General features: G+C 46.7%; 13 protein-coding genes. 6 read left to right on the forward strand and 7 right to left on the reverse strand.

Annotated elements, in window-relative coordinates; all coding sequences use genetic code 11:
• The first annotated feature begins 23 nt into the window (after positions 1-23).
• On the forward strand, positions 24-4622 hold the full coding sequence (locus AC1XUF_RS10160; RefSeq protein ID WP_483341666.1) for a translocation/assembly module TamB domain-containing protein: 4599 nt from the start codon (positions 24-26) through the stop codon (positions 4620-4622).
• Here AC1XUF_RS10160 and AC1XUF_RS10165 read toward each other — a convergent pair.
• The gene (locus AC1XUF_RS10165; protein WP_483341667.1) at positions 4612-5139 is read right to left on the reverse strand and encodes an acyl-CoA thioesterase; all 528 of its coding nucleotides are present in this window, start codon (positions 5137-5139) and stop codon (positions 4612-4614) included. The genes AC1XUF_RS10160 and AC1XUF_RS10165 overlap by 11 nt on opposite strands.
• A 21-nt stretch (positions 5140-5160) precedes the next feature.
• On the reverse strand, positions 5161-5556 hold the full coding sequence (locus tag AC1XUF_RS10170) for a hypothetical protein (RefSeq protein WP_483341668.1): 396 nt from the start codon (positions 5554-5556) through the stop codon (positions 5161-5163).
• A gap of 208 nt (positions 5557-5764) precedes the next feature.
• Between AC1XUF_RS10170 and AC1XUF_RS10175 the strand changes: the two genes are divergently transcribed.
• From AC1XUF_RS10175 to pafA (AC1XUF_RS10185), 3 genes are all read left to right on the forward strand, one after another.
• Positions 5765-8554, forward strand: a complete 2790-nt coding sequence (locus tag AC1XUF_RS10175) for a M16 family metallopeptidase (RefSeq protein WP_483341669.1) — start codon at positions 5765-5767, stop codon at positions 8552-8554.
• 126 nt (positions 8555-8680) lie between these two features.
• Complete coding sequence (gene pafA / locus AC1XUF_RS10180; RefSeq protein ID WP_483341670.1) at positions 8681-10354, forward strand: alkaline phosphatase PafA; 1674 nt, start codon at positions 8681-8683, stop codon at positions 10352-10354.
• A gap of 10 nt (positions 10355-10364) precedes the next feature.
• Positions 10365-12020: an alkaline phosphatase PafA gene (gene pafA / locus AC1XUF_RS10185; protein ID WP_483341671.1), complete on the forward strand. Its 1656-nt coding sequence runs from the start codon at positions 10365-10367 to the stop codon at positions 12018-12020.
• Positions 12021-12054: 34 nt separating this feature from the next.
• Here pafA (AC1XUF_RS10185) and AC1XUF_RS10190 read toward each other — a convergent pair whose 3' ends face one another.
• From AC1XUF_RS10190 to AC1XUF_RS10200, 3 genes are all read right to left on the reverse strand, one after another.
• Positions 12055-12489, reverse strand: a complete 435-nt coding sequence (locus AC1XUF_RS10190; protein ID WP_483341672.1) for an NfeD family protein — start codon at positions 12487-12489, stop codon at positions 12055-12057.
• A 1-nt stretch (position 12490) separates the two neighbouring features.
• The gene (locus AC1XUF_RS10195; RefSeq protein ID WP_483341673.1) at positions 12491-13402 is read right to left on the reverse strand and encodes an SPFH domain-containing protein; all 912 of its coding nucleotides are present in this window, start codon (positions 13400-13402) and stop codon (positions 12491-12493) included.
• A 124-nt stretch (positions 13403-13526) separates the two neighbouring features.
• Positions 13527-14693 carry an acyl-CoA dehydrogenase family protein gene (locus AC1XUF_RS10200; protein ID WP_483341674.1) on the reverse strand — a complete coding sequence of 389 codons (1167 nt, stop codon included), beginning with the start codon at positions 14691-14693 and terminating at the stop codon, positions 13527-13529.
• A 208-nt stretch (positions 14694-14901) separates the two neighbouring features.
• Here AC1XUF_RS10200 and AC1XUF_RS10205 point away from each other — a divergent pair, with 208 nt between their 5' ends.
• Both AC1XUF_RS10205 and AC1XUF_RS10210 read left to right on the forward strand, forming a co-directional pair.
• Positions 14902-16218, forward strand: a complete 1317-nt coding sequence (locus tag AC1XUF_RS10205; protein WP_483341675.1) for a UDP-glucose dehydrogenase family protein — start codon at positions 14902-14904, stop codon at positions 16216-16218.
• Between the two features lie 38 nt (positions 16219-16256).
• Positions 16257-17249: a UDP-glucuronic acid decarboxylase family protein gene (locus AC1XUF_RS10210; protein WP_483341676.1), complete on the forward strand. Its 993-nt coding sequence runs from the start codon at positions 16257-16259 to the stop codon at positions 17247-17249.
• 61 nt (positions 17250-17310) lie between these two features.
• On the opposite strand, the gene frr is transcribed toward AC1XUF_RS10210, so the two are convergent.
• Together frr and pyrH are read right to left on the reverse strand one after the other, a co-directional pair.
• On the reverse strand, positions 17311-17871 hold the full coding sequence (frr, locus tag AC1XUF_RS10215) for a ribosome recycling factor (protein WP_483341677.1): 561 nt from the start codon (positions 17869-17871) through the stop codon (positions 17311-17313).
• Positions 17872-17902: 31 nt separating this feature from the next.
• Positions 17903-18622, reverse strand: coding sequence for a UMP kinase (pyrH, locus tag AC1XUF_RS10220; protein ID WP_483341678.1), 720 nt, complete (start codon positions 18620-18622; stop codon positions 17903-17905).
• Between the last annotated feature and the right edge of the window lie 8 nt (positions 18623-18630).

The following is an 18630-nucleotide window of genomic DNA, read 5'->3' on the forward strand; positions in this document are numbered from 1 at the left end:
AGTATCCGTCTGCGAAGCTGTATATGTTAAAATTCCTAAAGGCGTTTGGCAATGGTTTGGTTGTTGTTATCATCTTTGCGCTCCTTGCACTGGGAATTGCCACCATCGCTCTTCAGCTCCCTGCCGTACAAACCTGGGCTGTTCAAAGGGCTATGTCCACCATTTCGGAAAAGCTCGGATACCCGGTCACCATCGAAAAGGTTAACATCAAATGGTTTGATGTAGTGTCGCTCGAAGGCATTTCGGTGAAAGACATCAGTCATAAAGACATGATCGATGTCGGACGCATCGATGTCAACCTGAATGTGAATAACATCATCGAAAACTCTTCGAAAGAGATTTTTCTGGACGAAGTGATGGTATTTCAGCCCGACGTACAGCTTTCGATCATTCCGGAATCCGGCTCTTTGAATATCGATGGGTTTATCGATCGCATCAATGAGCTTACCGCACCTAAAGTTCCGCGCCCGGCCAATGCGCCCGAAAACAACACGCCTTTCATTATTGGCAAATCCAAAGTCATAGACGGTAAATTCAGCTACGACGACCCTAGGCAAGGCAGGGACGGGGGTGAGCGGGTTTTTGATTATTCACATTTTAAGCTCGACCACCTTTACGGAGAATTGAAAGATTTTCTCGTTCAGGGGGATACTATTTCTTTTTTAGCCAAGAACCTGACAACGGTTGACAGACAAACCGGCCTTGAAATGCACGACCTGGACACACGTTTCTTGTTCTGCCAGAAAAAGATGGAATTGAAAGAACTAGATGCACATATCGGCCATTCCCGTCTGAAAGAGGAGGTTATTTTTTACTACAACCGCTCCGGCGAGCTGGGCGATTTTAACCATAAGATCAGGATGAAGGGGCACCTGGTCGGCAGCCACATCGATTCGAGGGATTTGGGTTTGTTTTCCGGGTATGTAGACAGGCTGAATGAAACCTGGAAGATTTCGGGAGATTTCAACGGAAAAGTCGACGATTTTATGCTTTCCAACACCGACCTGTCTTTTGGCGGAGGAAGCAGGCTGGTTGGTGATCTTGGATTTAAAGGGCTGCCGAAAATCGAAGGCGTGCAAATGGATATCCGGCTGTCACTTTCTAAGATTCAACCTGCGGATATTGTCCAGTATTATCCTGAATGGGAGATGCATTCGACGCTGCAGAAGTTTGGACAGACAGTGCTTGATGGAACTTTTAAAGGTACGCTGGAAGATTTTACCGTCGATGCGTCGACATCCTCTCAGATGGGCGACCTGGCGGGCGACCTGGTCTTCCATATTGCAGATCCTAAAACCACCACCTATTCAGGAACCGTAAAAACATCTCATTTTGAATTGGGTAAAATTCTTGATGACGAGAAAACATGGCAGCAGCTTGATTTTGACGGAAAAATTGTCGGAAAAGGACTGGAGCTGAAATTTGCCTCGACGGATCTCAATGCCATAGTCGGCAGGGTAGGCTTCCGGAAATATGACTATCGCAATATCAGGCTCAAAGGAAATCTTCAGAACCAGTATTTCAATGGTTTCGTCAGTGCCAAGGATACTAATTTTGTAGTGAGTGTTGAGGGAGAATTTGATCTTTCCAAGCCGCAGAATTCTTTTGACCTCAAGGGGATTATCGAAAAGGCCAATCTGAAGGAACTGGGATACTCCAATGACCCAATCACCCTTCGGACACAGCTGAATATCAATGTCTCGGGGAATACTTTCGACGAGCTGACCGGCGATGCCAGGCTGCTCAATACTTACTTGCTGATGACCAGTAAGGAGCGGAATCTGGTCATCGATACGCTTGTGTTTTCGTCCCGGAAGGAACCGGAAAGGCGAATTCTCCAATTGGAAAGTGAGTTTCTGACCGCCAAAGTGACTGGTAACTTTCTTCCTACACGAGCGTGGAAGGATGTCAGTCAGGTGATGGATGAGTATAAGCTCTATTTTTTCGAAAATGCGGCGAACCGTGCAGAATATTATGCACGGAAGCCTGTTCAGCCTGTTAGAAATCGCTATCAGATTGACTATGAATTGGAAACAAGGAACCTGTCGCGTTTTCTCGCATTTCTGAGCCCGGATATTTATATTTCAAAAGGGGCAAAGGCGGAGGGCACCTTCAAGATGGACAACACTGCTTTTTTGACACTGAATGCAGTCTCTGACACTGTCCGTTATGGCGCCAATCAGTTCTTTAAATCCGAAGTTGATGTTACTACCTCCAAATTCGTGAATAGCGCAGAGGTACTGGCTTCTGCATTGGTTACTTCCGAAAAACAGCAGATTAGCGTGCTGGTACCTACCGAAAAAATGGAGCTCGAAGGAACCTGGGATGTGGACCACATCGATTTCAATGGAGCGATCCATCAAGTTAAAAGTACCAACAAGGCTAACCTTGCGGGTGAAATCAGGTTTTTACCTGCCGGACTTGATATTGGTTTCAAAAATTCGAAAATGAATTTGCTGGATGAGGAATGGACTGTGCCATCGGAAAGCCTGATTTCTGTTGAGGGTACAAATGTCACCATGTCAAATCTGGGCCTGATCAGTGGGAAACAGCGGATCTTTCTCAGTGGGACAGCTTCCGAGAACCCAGAGAAAAGCCTTTTGCTCGACATCAGGAATTTTAAATTAGGAAGCCTTAATCCGGTGTTCAACACACAGTTAAGTGGGATCATGGACGGCACCGCGAGAGTAAAGGATATTTACAATAGCGTCATGCTCGATGCGAGTTTCAATGTGGAAAGTTTGGGATACGCCAAATATGAATTTGGAAACCTGTCGGGAAATGCGGATTGGGACCAGGTAAGGAGTGAACTTGAAATTGATGCGCAACTGAGCAAAAACACGCGGAGGGTTTTCAACCTGGCAGGCTCCTATAGACCAAAGCAGGCAACTAACACGCTGAACCTCAAAGCTATTTTTAACCAGATAGACTTCAAAGCGCTTGAGCCTTTCGCCGAAGGATTGATTTCCGACGTTGGAGGAAAGGCGCAGGGAACAGTGCTGATCAAAGGCGTTGTCAATGCACCCGTGCTGGAAGGCTCACTGATGGTGGAGAAGGGCAGGATGAAGTTTGACTATCTGCAATCGGTTTTTACATTCAATGACAAGATCAATTTTACAGAAAGTGAAATCACGGTCAATAATATCCTGCTCACCGATACCGATGGTAACACGGCCGCATTGCGTGGCGGGGTTTTTCATGATGGATTCAAGTATTTTTCGCTGGGTTTCAATGCCGACCTCCATAATTTCAAAATACTGAACACAACTACGAAGGACAACGATTTGTTCTACGGAACGGCCTACGTGACCGGACCGGTAGCTGTTTTCGGGCCTATCGACAACCTCAACATCGAAGCGAACGTAACCAGTAATAAAGGTACCAAAATCCATATCCCGCTGGACGGGGCAACGGAAGTGGCTACCCAGGACTACATTCAGTTTGTAAGTAAAATGCCAGCCGTTGACAGCTTGGGGACCAGTGCTGCCGATTCGGCCAGTCGGAGAGAGATAGCGGGCGGCATTAAAATGGACTTTAACTTTAACCTGACACCGGACGCTACCTGCGAAATTATTTTTGACAGGCAAACAGGCGATATCATCAGAGGCAATGGTACCGGCCGGTTGAACCTGAACATTGATACGCAAGGTGATTTCACAATGGCAGGCACCTACGAAATCGAACGCGGCGAATACAATTTCACCCTTCAGAATGTCATTAACAAGAAATTCAATATCAAGCCTGGCAGCAGGATCGTCTGGTCCGGCGATCCCTATGGGGCCCAATTGGATGTGAAAGCGGGTTATACCCAATTGGTTTCATTGGCTGGCGTGCTACCTACGACCAGTTCATCCAATACGGGCAACGACGCATTGTCGAGGAGATACCCCGTAGAGGTAACCATCGGCTTATCGGAAAAGTTAATGTCACCCACCATCAAATACGATCTCAAAATCCTGGATAACCCGTCATTGAGTGCTTATCGGGGGCAACTGGAAGCTTTTCAGAATAAATTGAAATCGGATGAACAGGAATTGAGCAGGCAGGTCAGCAGTTTATTGGTTGTCAATCAGTTGCTTCCTGAGACCAGTCTGGCTACGGTGGGAAGCCAGAATTTCCTGGGAAGCAGCATCAGCGAGCTCGTTTCCAATCAGATCAGCCGCTGGGCGTCGGGGATTAATGAGAACCTGGAGGTGGGCGTTTCGGGATTGTCATTGGATCAAAATGCGCTTAATAACCTGCAATTGCGGTTTTCTTATCGTTTTCTCAATGACCGTTTCCGTGTTACAAGGGACGGCCGAATTTCGCAGGGAACGCAAAGCCAAACAGGAGCTACTGCCTATAATGCGGCGAGCCTGTTAGGAGAATGGACCTTAGAGTACTGGCTGAACAGCCGGGGATCAGTGAAAGTGAAAGCGTATAACCGAAATGTTCAGAATAGCTTTTATCTCAACAATACAGTGACAACAGGCGGCGTAAGCATGCAATTCACCCATAGCTTCAACCGGTTTATGCCATTATCCAAACCTGCTGTAAAAATCCCTTATATCGTTCCCAATGATTCTACCCGGCAGGATACGACAGGTAAGAAGATGATCTCGGAAAAGAGCTCTACACGCTAGTGCCGGTCGATAAGCCGTATTTGATCTCGTGGATACGGTCGTTGAATTTCATGTTTGGAAAATCCAGGCCGGGCACGCAGGTAGCACCCAGATAATCCATGACTTCTTTGGGATGAGCTATCCTCTTTCCGTTGATAATGCTGATGTGTTTGGAAGTGGTCCAGAGCATCGTTTTCAGTTCAGTACGAAGATCATTTGTCATGAAATATTCTGTGACCATGGTATCTTCATTGTAAAAAATTACCCTGGAGGTGATGCGTACCCATTCGCTGATCAATGCAGGCCTTACATAGGCGATTTGATGCTGGTACACTACCCAGCTTGTTTTCAGCTCCCTGAACATAGCCTCAAAACTGAAACCGTAAAGTTTGGAAACCTGATCTTCCCGTGCATTGAAAAAATACTCAAAGTATTTGCTGTTGTTCAGGTGCATCAAAGGATCGCAATCCTGGAAACGGATAATAACCCTCGATTCTGCCTCGACAGGCATATCCGATAAGTCGGCAGTAAAAAGCATGATGGTTGTTTGTTAGAAGTGTTATTCCCCGCGGTACCTTACGGCAAGACCGCTCAGCATGTACCCTTCTTTTTTGACACTCGTATAATACTTGTATTTGACATTGATTAATGCATCTGCCCCGATCTTCTGGGCTTTGATCACCAGCCTGGCAGTCAGCAGTTCCTTGGTTTTGGCATCGTTTCCGCGGTACATCATTCGTTTGTCCTGCGTTTGTCTTTCCGTAAGCGAATCTTCACTGCTGATCTCGATCACGCCTATTTCAGAATAGGGGCGTTCGAGCAACTGGTTATCGTACAGCACTTCAATGGGATATTTCGTATTGGTTGAAATCGGGATTCCGCCGCCGGCACAATTTAAAAGCAGGACGGTAGTCAGGAACAAGGATACGCGGGTAAAAAAGCGGAATGGTGTCATTGCATTAAATATCAAATTATTGAAATCGGGATGCCGGTTATCATGTCGAACCAACAGCCGGAATAAAGATAGCTGGTTTGCACCATTACATACCAAGAACACCGTTCTGTTGCATTTACTTTATTTCACCATTTATCATGAAGTGATTGTTAAATGTAAGATTGTACATTATTTTCAAGGATTCTAACTCTATATAATCTCCTTAAGTATGGTCATGAAATCTAAAAGAAGCCGGCTGCTGAGATTGCTTTTCGCAGTCTTGCTGACCAGTCCCGCCCTTGCACAACTGCCGAAAGGCGTTACAAAAGTAACTTCGGTTGAAGGGATCACGCAGTACAATCTGGATAACGGGCTGAAGGTGCTCATGTTTCCCGATCCTTCCAAACCTACCATTACAGTGAACGTCACCTATCTGGTGGGTTCGCGCCACGAAGGTTACGGAGAAACAGGTATGGCGCATTTGCTGGAACACCTTGTTTTTAAAGGTTCGCCCAACCATCCCAACATTCCACAGGAGCTGACAGAGCATGGTGCACGACCCAACGGCAGCACCTGGTATGACCGGACTAACTATTTTGAGACGTTTTCTGCGACAGAGGAAAACCTGAAATGGGCACTCGACCTGGAATCCGACAGGATGGTCAATTCATTTATAGCTAAGAAAGACCTGGACAGCGAATTCAGTGTGGTCCGCAATGAGTTTGAATCGGGAGAGAACAGCCCTTTCAGGGTGCTGATGGAACGCGTCATTTCGGGTGCGTATTTGTGGCATAATTATGGAAAATCGACCATTGGGAACCGTTCGGATATCGAAAGGGTGCCTATCGATAATCTGCAGGCCTTTTATAAGAGGTTTTATCAGCCTGACAATGCGGTAGTTACTGTTGCCGGGAAAATAGATGAAGCGAAAACGCTTGCGCTGGTTAACGATTACTTTGGCAAAATCCCCAAACCGACCCGGGTACTTCCCAAATCGTACACCGTGGAACCCACTCAGGATGGAGAACGCCTTGTTGAACTTAAAAGAACAGGTGACGTGCAAATGGTGATGGCTTTGTACCACATTATGCCAGGCTCACACGCAGACTACCCTGCTATGGAAGTACTTACCGAAATATTAACGACTGAGCCGAATGGCCGCCTGTATAAAAACCTGGTCAACACCAAGAAAGCGTCTTCGATATTCGGATTTCCTTTTCAGCTTTACGATCCCGGTTTTGTATTGTTTGGTGCAGAAGTTTTAAAGGAAAAATCGCTTGACGAAGCAAAGCAGGCATTTGCCGCTACACTTGATTCCGCAGTTGTATTGAAACCGTCGGTAGAAGACGTGGAGAGGGCAAAGACAACCATCCTGAAAAACTGGGACCTGGAATTCCGCAGTTCGGAAAGGGTAGGCTTAAGTATCAGCGAATCCATTGCAACTGGTGACTGGCGCCTGGCATTTCTTTTCAGGGACAATATCCGTAAGGTCAAGCCCGAAGATGTTTTTCGGGTAGCCCAGTATTATTTCAAACCATCTAACCGGACATTGGGAACGTTCGTGCCCGAGGCCAATCCAGTTCGTGCGGAAATTCCCGAAGCGCCCAAAGTAGAAGATCTTGTAAAAGATTACAAAGGCGAAGCGGTTGTGGCAGAAGGGGAAGCATTTGACCCGTCGCCCCTGAATGTGGAAAGCCGTACGACAAGGACCGAAAAACCTAATACCATTGAGACGGCCCTTTTGCCGAAAACAACACGAGGCAACGTGGTTGCAGCGCGGATCACCCTGCGTTATGGGGATGAAAAAAGCCTGATGAACAAAGCGACCATTTCGGACCTGACCGGCTCGATGCTGGACAAAGGGACTAAGACTAAGACACGTCAGCAACTCAAAGATGAGTTTGATAAACTGAAAGCTAGGGTCAGCTTCTTCGGGGCTAATAACCAGGCTGGCGCGAGCATCGAAACCACAAAGGAAAATCTGCCTGCTGTGCTGAAACTGGTTGCCGAGGTTTTGAAAACACCATCACTCGATGAAAGTGAATTTGAAAAACTGAAGCAGGAAGAACTGGCGGGAATCGAGTCGCAGAGAAGTGAACCACAGGCGATTGCATTTAACCAGTACAGGCGGATCGTATCGCCTTATCCAAAATCTGACATCCGGTATGTGGGAACGTTTGACGAAGATGTGGAAAGTATCAAAGCTACGACCATTGACCAGATCAGACAGTTTCACAAAGATTTCTATGGTGCTAACAATGCATCTGCGACAGTGGTTGGAGATTTTGATAAAGCAGCAGTTGATAAAATACTGAAAGAAGAATTTGGCAATTGGAAAAGTGGCAAGCCATTTACAAGGATCGCCTCGCCTTACATCCCGGTGAAAGCTGAAAATAAGTCAGTGGAAACGCCGGACAAGGCAAATGCAATGTTTGTGGCAGGAATGGGCATGCCTTTGCAGGACACGGATCCGGATTATCCTGCGCTGGTTATGGGGAACTATATGCTGGGCGGCGGTTTCCTGAATTCGCGTCTGGCAACACGGATTCGCCAAAAAGAAGGATTGAGTTATGGAGTGGGGTCGCAATTCTCCGCCAGCTCGCTGGACAAGAATGGTACGTTTATGTCTTATGCCATTTATGCGCCTCAAAATGCAGAGAAACTGGAAGCGGCTTTCAAAGAAGAAATCGACAAAGCGTTGAAAGAGGGCTTTACGGCTGAGGAATTAAAGGCCGCCAAATCCGGGTATCTCCAATCGAGACAGGTTGCGAGATCTCAGGATGCTTCGTTGGCCAATACCTTGGTCAATAACCTCTACCTCAACAGGACCATGCAGTGGGATGCGGACTTTGAAAAGAAAATTGAATCGCTGACACCAGAGCAAATCAAAGCAGCTTTCAATAAATACATTGACTACAACAAGCTGGTGATTATCAAAGCGGGCGATTTTGCGAAAGCTAAAAAAGGCGCTCCTGCCGAAGGTGCCCCGGCGCAAATCGGCGGCAGTCAGAAAAAATAAAATACAGATAAAATTGGATCAGAAAACCGGTTGCAAATTGCGACCGGTTTTCTGCTTTACTACCGGGACATTTTTATCTTTGCCAAATATTCAAGCCGAAGTCCTATCACTTCAAGACCTTCTCAAATGAAACTGTTTCCCAGTCCGAGCCTGACATTTGCGCTCCTTTTTACCATTATCAGTCCCATTATCCACGCACAAAACAAATCAAAAGCCGCACCGGCAGCTTCTAAGCTCGCCCGCCCGAAACTGGTTGTCGGTATCGTAGTAGATCAGATGCGGTACGATTATCTGTACCGCTACTATGATAAATATAAGGAAGGAGGATTGAAACGGTTGATGAATGAAGGTTTCAATTGCCGGAATAACCATTACCATTATGCGCTGACCGTTACTGCCGCCGGGCACTCCGCGGTTTATACCGGCTCCATCCCAGGAATCAATGGTATCATTGGGAACGAATGGTACGATAAAAGCACAGGCCAGACGGTTTATTGCACAGACGACAACACCGTCACTACTGTTGGGAGCAATAATGTAACGGTCGGGAAAATGTCCCCGAAAAATTTGCTGGTGAGCACGGTTACCGATCAGTTGCGAATTGCAACCAACTTTCGTTCCAAAACCATTGGTGTCGCCATCAAAGACCGGGCTTCTATTCTGCCTGCAGGCCACGCCGCTTCCGGTGCCTACTGGTTCGACTCCAAAACCGGGAATTTTGTGACCAGTACCTATTATATGGAATCATTGCCAGCCTGGGTGAATGATTACAATAGTAAGAAAATGCCCGCCGAATATATGCGCCGCGGATGGAACACCGGGCTTCCCATTGAACAATATACCCAAAGCACAAAGGACGACGTGGTTTGGGAAGGCACTTTATCCGGTGCCGCCAAACCGGTTTTTCCACATGAACTGATCGGTACCGCTTCGGATGCCTTTGGGGTAATGACCACATCACCCTGGGGAAATACCATGACCAAAGAAATGGCGATAGCCGCAATCAAAGGTGAAAACCTGGGTAAGGGAACGGATACTGATTTTTTGGCGGTAAGTTTTTCTTCCCCGGACAGGATCGGACATATGTTCGGTCCTAATTCAGTGGAACAGGAAGATGACTACATCAAACTCGATTCGGAATTTGCGGATTTGCTGAACTTCCTGGACGGTTGGGCTGGTAAAGGAAATTATACCGTTTTCCTTACGGCTGATCACGGCGCCATGGATGTTCCGGCCTTCTGGCAAGAACATCAGCTACCTGCAGGCCTGATGAGCGCAACGGAGTTAACGCGTGCTGCGGTAAAGGCGCTTAATGATGCTTATGGGGAAGCTAAATATATCTCTGCTATTGAAAACTACCAGCTGTATTTTGACAAAGCATTGCTAAAAGAGAAAAAAGTCAGCGTTGCCGATGCTTTTCAGGTGGTGCGTGAAGCTTTGCTCACAATGGATGGAGTGGCCGATGTAATTAATTTAGGAGATATGGGGCGCTCTCCTCTGAACACTTACCAGTTAGAGCTGTATAAAAACAATGTGAATGCCAGGAGAAGCGGCGATTTACAGATAATTGTGCAGCCAGGCTGGTTTGCCGCGACCTATAAAACAGGCACGGATCACGGTACCCCTTATAACTACGATACGCACGTCCCTTTTCTGCTTTATGGCTGGGGCGTGAACAAAGGCGAAACCTTGCGCCGGACTACCATCGCAGATATTGCGCCAACCATTTCCGCGCTCCTGCATATTCTCCCGCCCAGTGGCAATGTTGGAAATCCAGTTGAAGAAGCCCTAAAAAAATAACTACTTGATTGTGAAGAAACTAAATTTGTTGGTGCTGGCCCTGCTGATCTCCGTTTCGGCCCATGCACAAAATGTCAAAAAGGCGCCTGTTGCACCGTCCTCAATAGCCAGACCTAAATTGGTAGTCGGGATCATCGTTGACCAGATGCGTTATGATTACTTGTTCCGCTACTATGATCTTTATACCGAAGGCGGTTTTAAGCGGATGATGAACGAAGGCTTCAATTGCAGGAATAACCATTATGCTTATGCCTTGACGGTCACCGGTCCTGGACACGCTTCGGTTTATACTGGCTCAGTACCCGCAATCAATGGAATTGTCGGCAACGAATGGTATGACCCAAATGCAAAGCAGGTGGTTTATTGTGCCGAAGACAGTACCGTGAAAACCGTGGGCAGCAATAACGTAACTGTGGGGAAAATGTCGCCCCGCAATTTGCTGACGAGCACCGTGACGGATCAGCTCAGGATCGCAACCAATTTTAGGTCCAAGACCATTGGCGTCGCGATTAAAGACAGGGGTTCCATACTGCCTGCAGGCCACGCAGCCAATGCAGCATATTGGTTCGACTCCAAAACGGGAAATTGGGTAACCAGCACTTATTATATGGACGAGCTGCCCCAATGGGCCAAAGATTACAATGCGAAGAAGATGCCTTCGGTTTACCTGACTAAGGGTTGGCAGCTGCTGCTGCCTCCGGATAAGTATGTTCAGAGTTCACCCGACGATGTTGCCTGGGAAGGGGTTTTGTCGGGCGCAAAAAAGCCGGTATTCCCTTACGAGCTTGCAGGGACAGCCGGCGATCCTTTCGGTGTGGTATTGGATACACCTTGGGGTAACACCCTCACTAAGGAAATGGCCATTGAAGCAATAAAGGGAGAGAACCTGGGAAAAGGGAAGGATACCGATTTCCTTGCCGTGAGTTTTTCTTCACCCGACCGGATAGGGCACCGGGTCGGCCCGAATGCCATAGAGCAGCAGGACGATTTCCTGAGACTTGACCGTGAATTCGCAGACCTCTTTAACTTCCTTGACGGCTGGGTTGGCAAAGGTGAATACACAGTTTTCCTGACTGCAGATCATGGCGTTGTGGATGTTCCGGGATTTGCAAAAGAACATAAGCTTCCGGCAGGTTTGATCAGCGGAAGGCAGCTCAATGCCGCCATTACAACTGCATTGGATGAATCATTTGGGAAGGATAAATACATGATCGCCTCGGAGAATAACCAGATATACCTCGATCATGCTTTATTGAAAAAGAAAAATATTTCTGTGGCCGCAATCACCGAGGTAGTCAAAGATGCGGCACTCACGATCCCAGGCGTAGCGGATGTGCTGAATCTTACCGATATGGGTAAAGCACCGCTTAATACTTATCAGCTGGAATTATATAAAAATAATGTTAACGCCAAGCGCAGCGGGGACATTCAAATCATTTCGCAGCCGGGCTGGTTTTACGGAACTGCAACCGGCACTTCGCACGGAACTCCTTATAACTATGATACGCAGGTGCCGTTTGTGATTTTTGGATGGGGGATCAAAAAAGGGGAAACTTTACGCAGGACCTATGTCTCTGATATTGCGCCAACAATTGCCGCACTTCTTCACATTCTGCCCGGAAGCGGAAATATTGGAAATGCAGTAGAAGAAGCGCTGAAGAAGTAAGGTTTTGCAAGAAATAGATTACGCGGCGGGATTGTCAGGACTCTTCAACAGTCAGGATAATCCCGTCTGTTTTTGTAATGATAACCTTGCTCCCGGCTGAAATAGAGTTGTGATTGACGGAAATGGCCTTCCACTCTGCACCCCGGTAATAGATTTTGCCCTCGCCGTTGGGGGGGATGTCTTTAATGACCAGCGCAGTTTCTCCAATAAACTCATTATATCCGACTCCATTGCTCCGGCTGAGCAGATTTCGGACGTTCCTTCTGAAAACCATTAACGAGATCAGCGAGATAGCAGAAAACGCCAGGATCTGGCTTTCTGTACTTGGCAGCAAGCCGACCGTCGTCAACAGGGAAGTGAGCAGCGCACCTGCTGCAAAAAATACAAATACAAGTAAAACGCTCGCTAGTTCCGCCAAAAGCATAATCAGCCCTACAATCAGCCATATTTGCGGTAAGGTCAGTTCCATGCTATTTCTTTGGTTCGGATTTGACAACAGTTAATGCTGTGGCGATTAGAGAGCCCATATCTGCCAGATTTGCCGGTAGGATCAGTGTATTGCCAGCTTTGGCGAGTTTTCCAAATTGCTCCACGTAATTTTCAGCGACTTTCAACTGAACTGCTTCGGATCCGCCATCGGTCTGGATCGCCTGTGCGATGAGCCGGATACTGTCTGCGGTTGCTTCTGCTACGGAGCGTAATGCCGCAGCCTCTCCTTCCGCTTCGTTGATCTGCCTTAAACGCAAACCTTCTGACTCGAGAACGACTTTTTGCTTCTGCCCTTCAGCTACATTGATGGCTGCTTGTTTCTCACCGTCTGACTGCAAAATAACAGCCCGGCGTTCCCGCTCGGCCTGCATTTGTTTTTCCATAGCGTTCAGCACACTCTGTGGAGGAGTAATGTTCTTGATTTCGTAGCGCAGCACCTTAACGCCCCATCCAATTGCAGCTTCATCAATAGATTCCACAACCGCCCGGTTGATGGTCATCCTTTCTTCAAATGTCTTGTCGAGGTCCAGCTTGCCGATTTCGCTTCTCATGGTAGTTTGTGCGAGCTGGATCACAGCGAAGGTATAGTCGGCAATGCCATAGGCTGCTTTTTTCGGATCGATTACCTGGATAAAAATAACACCGTCCATGCGTACCTGCACATTGTCACGGGTAATACAGATCTGCTCGGGGATATCAATGGCAGTTTCTTTGAGCGTGTATTTGTAGGCGATGCGATCAAAGAAAGGAATAATGAAATTAATACCGGGTTGCAACACACCGTAAAACTTGCCTAACCTCTCCAGTATATATGCAGTTTGTTGCGGAATGACTTTCACAGTCATTAGAATGGTAAAGACCACAAGCACCAGTAGTACCAAAAGTGGAGTCATAACAAGTCAGATTAAGGTATATTGCGAATGTAACCATATACTTTTTGGCTTGCAATTCTTCTTTTTCCAACGCGTCAGAAACTTGCTCGTCGGTTTTAACCTAGGATGGATGGTTGAAGAAATATTAATCTTTTAATATTTCTTTTGATATTACCATTTTCTGGATCTCACTTGTGCCCTCACCGATCGTGCATAACTTGCTGTCCCGATAGAATTTTTCGACCGGATAGTCCTTTACAAACCCATACCCGCCAAAAATCTGGACAGCCTCATTGGAAACCCTGACGGCTGTTTCCGAAGAATGGTATTTGGCGACTGAACTTGCCAGGGTCACTTTTTCTCCTTTGTCTTTTAAAGCCGCCGCGTGGAAAGTGAGTAGGGAGGAAGCCTGAATATCGGTGTACATATCTGCCAGCTTGAATGCAATGGCCTGGAAATCACAAATCGCTTTTCCAAATTGTTTACGTTCCTTGGAGTAAGCAAGTGCCGCTTCGTAAGCGCCCAGTGCAGTGCCCACGCCGAGTGCCGCAATGGATATCCGTCCTCCGTCCAGGACTTTCAGGGACTGTATAAAACCATCACCGATTTCTCCCAGCCGCTGGCTGTCGGGAATTCGGCAGCCTTGAAAAATCAGTTCAACGGTTTCGGAGGCGCGCATGCCCAGTTTGTCCTCTTTTCTTCCCGAAGTATAACCTTCAGTACCCTGTTCTACGATGAAGGCGGTGGCCCCGTGCTTGTTCCCCGGCTCCCCGGTGCGGGCGATCAATACTGTCACATCGCCGCTTTTCCCGTTGGTTATGAAATTTTTCGAACCGTCGATGACCCAGTCATTGCCTTCCTGTACAGCTACGGTCTGCATATTTCCCGCATCTGAGCCGGTATTAGGCTCCGTTAATCCCCAGGCACCCACGAATTCTCCGGTTGTAAGTTTCGGAAGGTATTTTTGTTTTTGATAATCATTGCCAAACATGCAAATATGATTGGTGCAAAGCGAATTATGAGCAGCCATGGAAAGCCCGACGGACGGGTCAGCTTTGGCAAGCTCGATAATTGCAGTAATATATTCCCTATAGCCCAGACCGGAACCGCCATATTGTTCCGGGACCAGCATACCCATCAGGCCTAATTCCCCGAGGCTCCGGAAAATCGATTTTGGAAACTGTTGTTTTTCATCCCAATCCCGGATATTGGGTCTGATATGTAAAGCTGTAAAATCTCTAACGGTGTGCCTGATCATTTCACAGGTTTCTTCTCTTTGACTTTCAGTTAAATCTGATTTTGCTATGTCCATAGTTGATGATGATTATATTTGTGATATTCATTACTTCGTATCGAATTAACTCAATAGGGGATATTGGACAAATCAAAATGTGAAGAGCAAAGATTCACCTAAAAAAATTACATTTGCAATCGCCACAATTTAGGTGATTTAGCTAAATATAGCCTTTGGTTTAGTTAGAAAAAAGTCATTAAGTTATATATCATTACTATCACATTTTATGAAAATCGCAGTTGTAGGAACAGGTTACGTAGGTTTGGTTACCGGGACATGTTTTGCCGAAACGGGCAACCAGGTAACATGTGTGGACATTGACGTCAGAAAAGTAGAACGTCTGCAAAAAGGGGATATTCCCATTTACGAGCCGGGCCTTGACGTGCTTTTTGACCGTAATGTTGCAGAGGGACGCCTGGTGTTCACTACTAACCTAGCCGAAGGGATTAAGGATGCGCAGGTTATTTTCCTGGCACTTCCTACTCCTCCAGGGGAAGACGGTTCTGCAGATTTGAAATATATACTGAAAGTTGCCGATGACCTTGGACATATTCTTGAAACCTATGCCGTGGTCATTGATAAAAGTACAGTTCCCGTTGGAACTGCCGAAAAAGTGCGCGCCGCCATCGCCAAGAATGCCAAGGTGGAGTTTGATGTGGTTTCCAATCCGGAATTTTTGAGAGAAGGTGTTGCGGTAGAAGATTTCATGAAACCCGACCGGGTTGTAGTGGGTACTTCTTCCGAGAAAGCAAAGAAGACCATGGAGAAACTTTACGCTCCGCTCGTAAGGCAGGGTAATCCCGTTATCTTTATGGATGAACGCTCAGCTGAGATGACCAAATATGCGGCAAACTCGTTCCTGGCCATGAAGATTACCTTCATGAATGAAATAGCCAATCTTTGTGAGAAAGTGGGTGCAAATGTGGACGATATCCGTCGTGGGATCGGGACAGACAGCCGCATTGGAAAACGCTTCCTTTTTGCCGGGATCGGATATGGCGGCAGCTGTTTTCCAAAGGACGTACAGGCTCTGGCCAAAACTTCCAAAGACTATGATTACGATTTCCGCATCCTGAAATCAGTGATGGATGTGAATTACGATCAGAAGAAAAAGCTTCTTCCTATGATCGAAAGTTACTTCGACGGCAGCCTTAAAGGTAAAACCATTGCGGTTTGGGGCCTTGCTTTCAAACCCTACACCGACGATATCCGAGAAGCACCTGCATTGGAAAATATCGAGGTTTTACTTGAAGCAGGAGCTAAAATCACGGTTTATGACCCTGAGGCAATGAACAATGTGAAAGGTATTCTAGGAGAAAAAGTTACTTTTTGTCATACACCTTATGCAGCTTTGGACGATGCTGATGCGCTAATGATCTTCACCGAATGGCCACAGTTCCGGACACCGGAATTTGAGAAAATGGGCAAGTTGCTTAAGAACAAGGTGATTTTTGACGGGAGGAATCTTTATGAACTGGATCAAATGCGTGAGATGGGCTATACTTATTACAGCATAGGCCGCGAGAAGGTAATCCCAGCCTGACAAAACCGAACATTTACATTTAACCTATCTCACTATTAATGAAACGAGTATTAATTACGGGGGCAGCTGGCTTTTTGGGCTCACACCTTTGCGAAAGGTTTTTAAAAGAAGGAATGTATGTGATCGGGATGGACAATCTCATTACCGGCGACATGCGGAACATCGAGCACCTGATGCCAGACCCAAACTTTGAATTTAATCACCACGATGTGACTAAATTTGTGCACGTGCCGGGTGAACTAGATTATATCATGCATTTTGCATCGCCTGCCAGTCCAATCGATTATCTTAAGATACCTATCCAGACATTGAAAGTAGGGGCGATGGGCACGCATAACCTGCTAGGCCTTGCACGCGTGAAAAAGGCCCGCTTTATCATCGCTTCCACATCTGAGGTATATGGTGATCCACTGGTTCACCCGCAAACCGAAGATTACTGGGGACATGTAAACCCGATTGGTCCGAGAGGGTGCTACGATGAAGCGAAGCGTTACCAGGAGGCCATCACAATGGCATACCATCGCTATCACGAGCTAGAAACTCGTATTGTCAGGATATTTAACACATACGGACCCAGAATGAGGCTCAACGATGGGCGTGTGTTACCGGCATTCATAGGCCAGGCTTTACGTGGAGAAGATATTACAGTTTTCGGCGATGGAAGCCAAACCCGATCATTCTGCTATGTAGACGATCTTGTTGAAGGGATTTATAGATTGCTGATGAGTGACTACGCATTGCCCGTAAACATTGGTAACCCCGGTGAAATCACCATCGGACAGTTTGCTGAGGAAATCATTAAGCTGACGGGAACTGATCAGCAAGTGGTGTATAAGCCACTTCCGCAGGATGACCCAAAGCAACGCCAGCCCGACATTACAAAAGCCCGGGAGATCCTGGGCTGGGAACCTAAGGTTTCGCGGGAGGAAGGCTTACGCATCACCTATGATTACTTCCGCAACCTGCCAACCGAGCGGTTGTACGAGGAGTCTAATCACAGGGGTTTTGAAGGATTCAGCAATATCAAATGATGTATAAAAGAAAACCCGCTTCGGCGGGTTTTCTTTTATACATCTATACATCACATAAGTATTAAACTTCCATGATTTCTTTCTCTTTGGCTGCAAATATCTGGTCAACCTTGGATACAAAGCCATCGGTCAGTTTCTGAACGCGGTCTTCGCTCACTTTTACCAAATCTTCGGCCACTCCTTCTTTTGTCAATTTCCTAAGCGAGTTGTTAGCATCCTGGCGGATATTCCGGATGTTGATCTTTGCGGTTTCAATTTCGTTTTTGGCACGCTTTACCAATTCCCTTCTTCGCTCTTCATTCAACGGCGGGACTGAGATCCGGATCATTTCCCCGTCATTGGAAGGAGAAAAACCGAGGTTGCCGTTACGGATTGCTTTTTCTATGTCGTTGATGATCTTTCTTTCAAAGGGTTTGATTGCGATAGTCCTTGCGTCCGGCGTGTTGATTGTCGCAACATTCTGCAGGGGCGTCATGGATCCGTAATATTCAATCTGAAGACCTTCCAGCATTTGCGGTGACGCTTTTCCAGCACGGATTTTTCCTAATTCGATAATGAGGTGTTTGATAGCGCCATCCATGGTGTCCTTGGCGTCTTCCAGATACAATTCTATTTCTTCCATTGATATTAAAGTAAAATATTCTCTGTTTCTGCTAGTTAGATATCAAAGTACCCACATCTTCGCCCATTACCAGGTCGTATAGATTACCCGGTTTATTCATATCGAAAACGATAATAGGAAGGTTATTTTCCTTGCATAACGTGAAGGCGGTCAGGTCCATAATCTTTAGATTTTTGGACAATGCTTCATCAAACGTCAATTGGGAATATTTAATGGCAAGTGGATCTTTTTCAGGGTCGGCCGTGTAAACCCCGTCAACACGGGTCCCTTTCAATACAACCTCGGATTCCGATTCAATAGCGCGAAGCCCGGCAGTCGTATCAGTTGTAAAATAAGGGTTTCCGGTCCCCGCACCAAAAATAACGACACGACCTTTTTCAAGGTGACGGACTGCGCGACGGCGGATCAATGGTTCGCATACCTGTTCCATTTTGATAGCCGACATGAGGCGGGTGTTCATGCCATGTTTTTCAAGAGAACTCTGGATCGCCATACCATTGATGACGGTCGCAAGCATTCCCATGTGGTCTCCCTGTACCCTGTCAATTCCTGATTTTTCAACTGACGCTCCACGAAAAATATTCCCGCCGCCAATTACAATGGCAATCTGAACGCCGACTTCCGCAATCCTTTTGATTTCTCTGGCATAATTATCGAGAATATTAAAATCAATAACCTGGCCCTTGTCGCCTCCGTTAAGCGCTTCTCCGCTCAGTTTAAGTAGTAAACGTTTATATTTTGGTTCGGGCATGATTATGA

This window comes from Dyadobacter sp. HNCC25DJ185, from assembly GCF_056895195.1.

What these genes read in the sequence shown, in the direction of transcription:
- AC1XUF_RS10175 (WP_483341669.1), top strand. Translation starts at nt 5,765, where the DNA reads ATGGTCATGAAATCTAAAAGAAGCCGGCTGCTGAGATTGCTTTTCGCA.
- frr (WP_483341677.1), bottom strand. Translation starts at nt 17,871, where the DNA reads ATGGAAGAAATAGAATTGTATCTGGAAGACGCCAAGGACACCATGGAT.
- AC1XUF_RS10205 (WP_483341675.1), top strand. Translation starts at nt 14,902, where the DNA reads ATGAAAATCGCAGTTGTAGGAACAGGTTACGTAGGTTTGGTTACCGGG.
- AC1XUF_RS10165 (WP_483341667.1), bottom strand. Translation starts at nt 5,139, where the DNA reads ATGCTTTTTACTGCCGACTTATCGGATATGCCTGTCGAGGCAGAATCG.
- AC1XUF_RS10200 (WP_483341674.1), bottom strand. Translation starts at nt 14,693, where the DNA reads ATGGACATAGCAAAATCAGATTTAACTGAAAGTCAAAGAGAAGAAACC.
- AC1XUF_RS10170 (WP_483341668.1), bottom strand. Translation starts at nt 5,556, where the DNA reads ATGACACCATTCCGCTTTTTTACCCGCGTATCCTTGTTCCTGACTACC.
- pafA (WP_483341670.1), top strand. Translation starts at nt 8,681, where the DNA reads ATGAAACTGTTTCCCAGTCCGAGCCTGACATTTGCGCTCCTTTTTACC.
- pyrH (WP_483341678.1), bottom strand. Translation starts at nt 18,622, where the DNA reads ATGCCCGAACCAAAATATAAACGTTTACTACTTAAACTGAGCGGAGAA.
- AC1XUF_RS10160 (WP_483341666.1), top strand. Translation starts at nt 24, where the DNA reads ATGTTAAAATTCCTAAAGGCGTTTGGCAATGGTTTGGTTGTTGTTATC.
- AC1XUF_RS10210 (WP_483341676.1), top strand. Translation starts at nt 16,257, where the DNA reads ATGAAACGAGTATTAATTACGGGGGCAGCTGGCTTTTTGGGCTCACAC.
- AC1XUF_RS10190 (WP_483341672.1), bottom strand. Translation starts at nt 12,489, where the DNA reads ATGGAACTGACCTTACCGCAAATATGGCTGATTGTAGGGCTGATTATG.
- AC1XUF_RS10195 (WP_483341673.1), bottom strand. Translation starts at nt 13,402, where the DNA reads ATGACTCCACTTTTGGTACTACTGGTGCTTGTGGTCTTTACCATTCTA.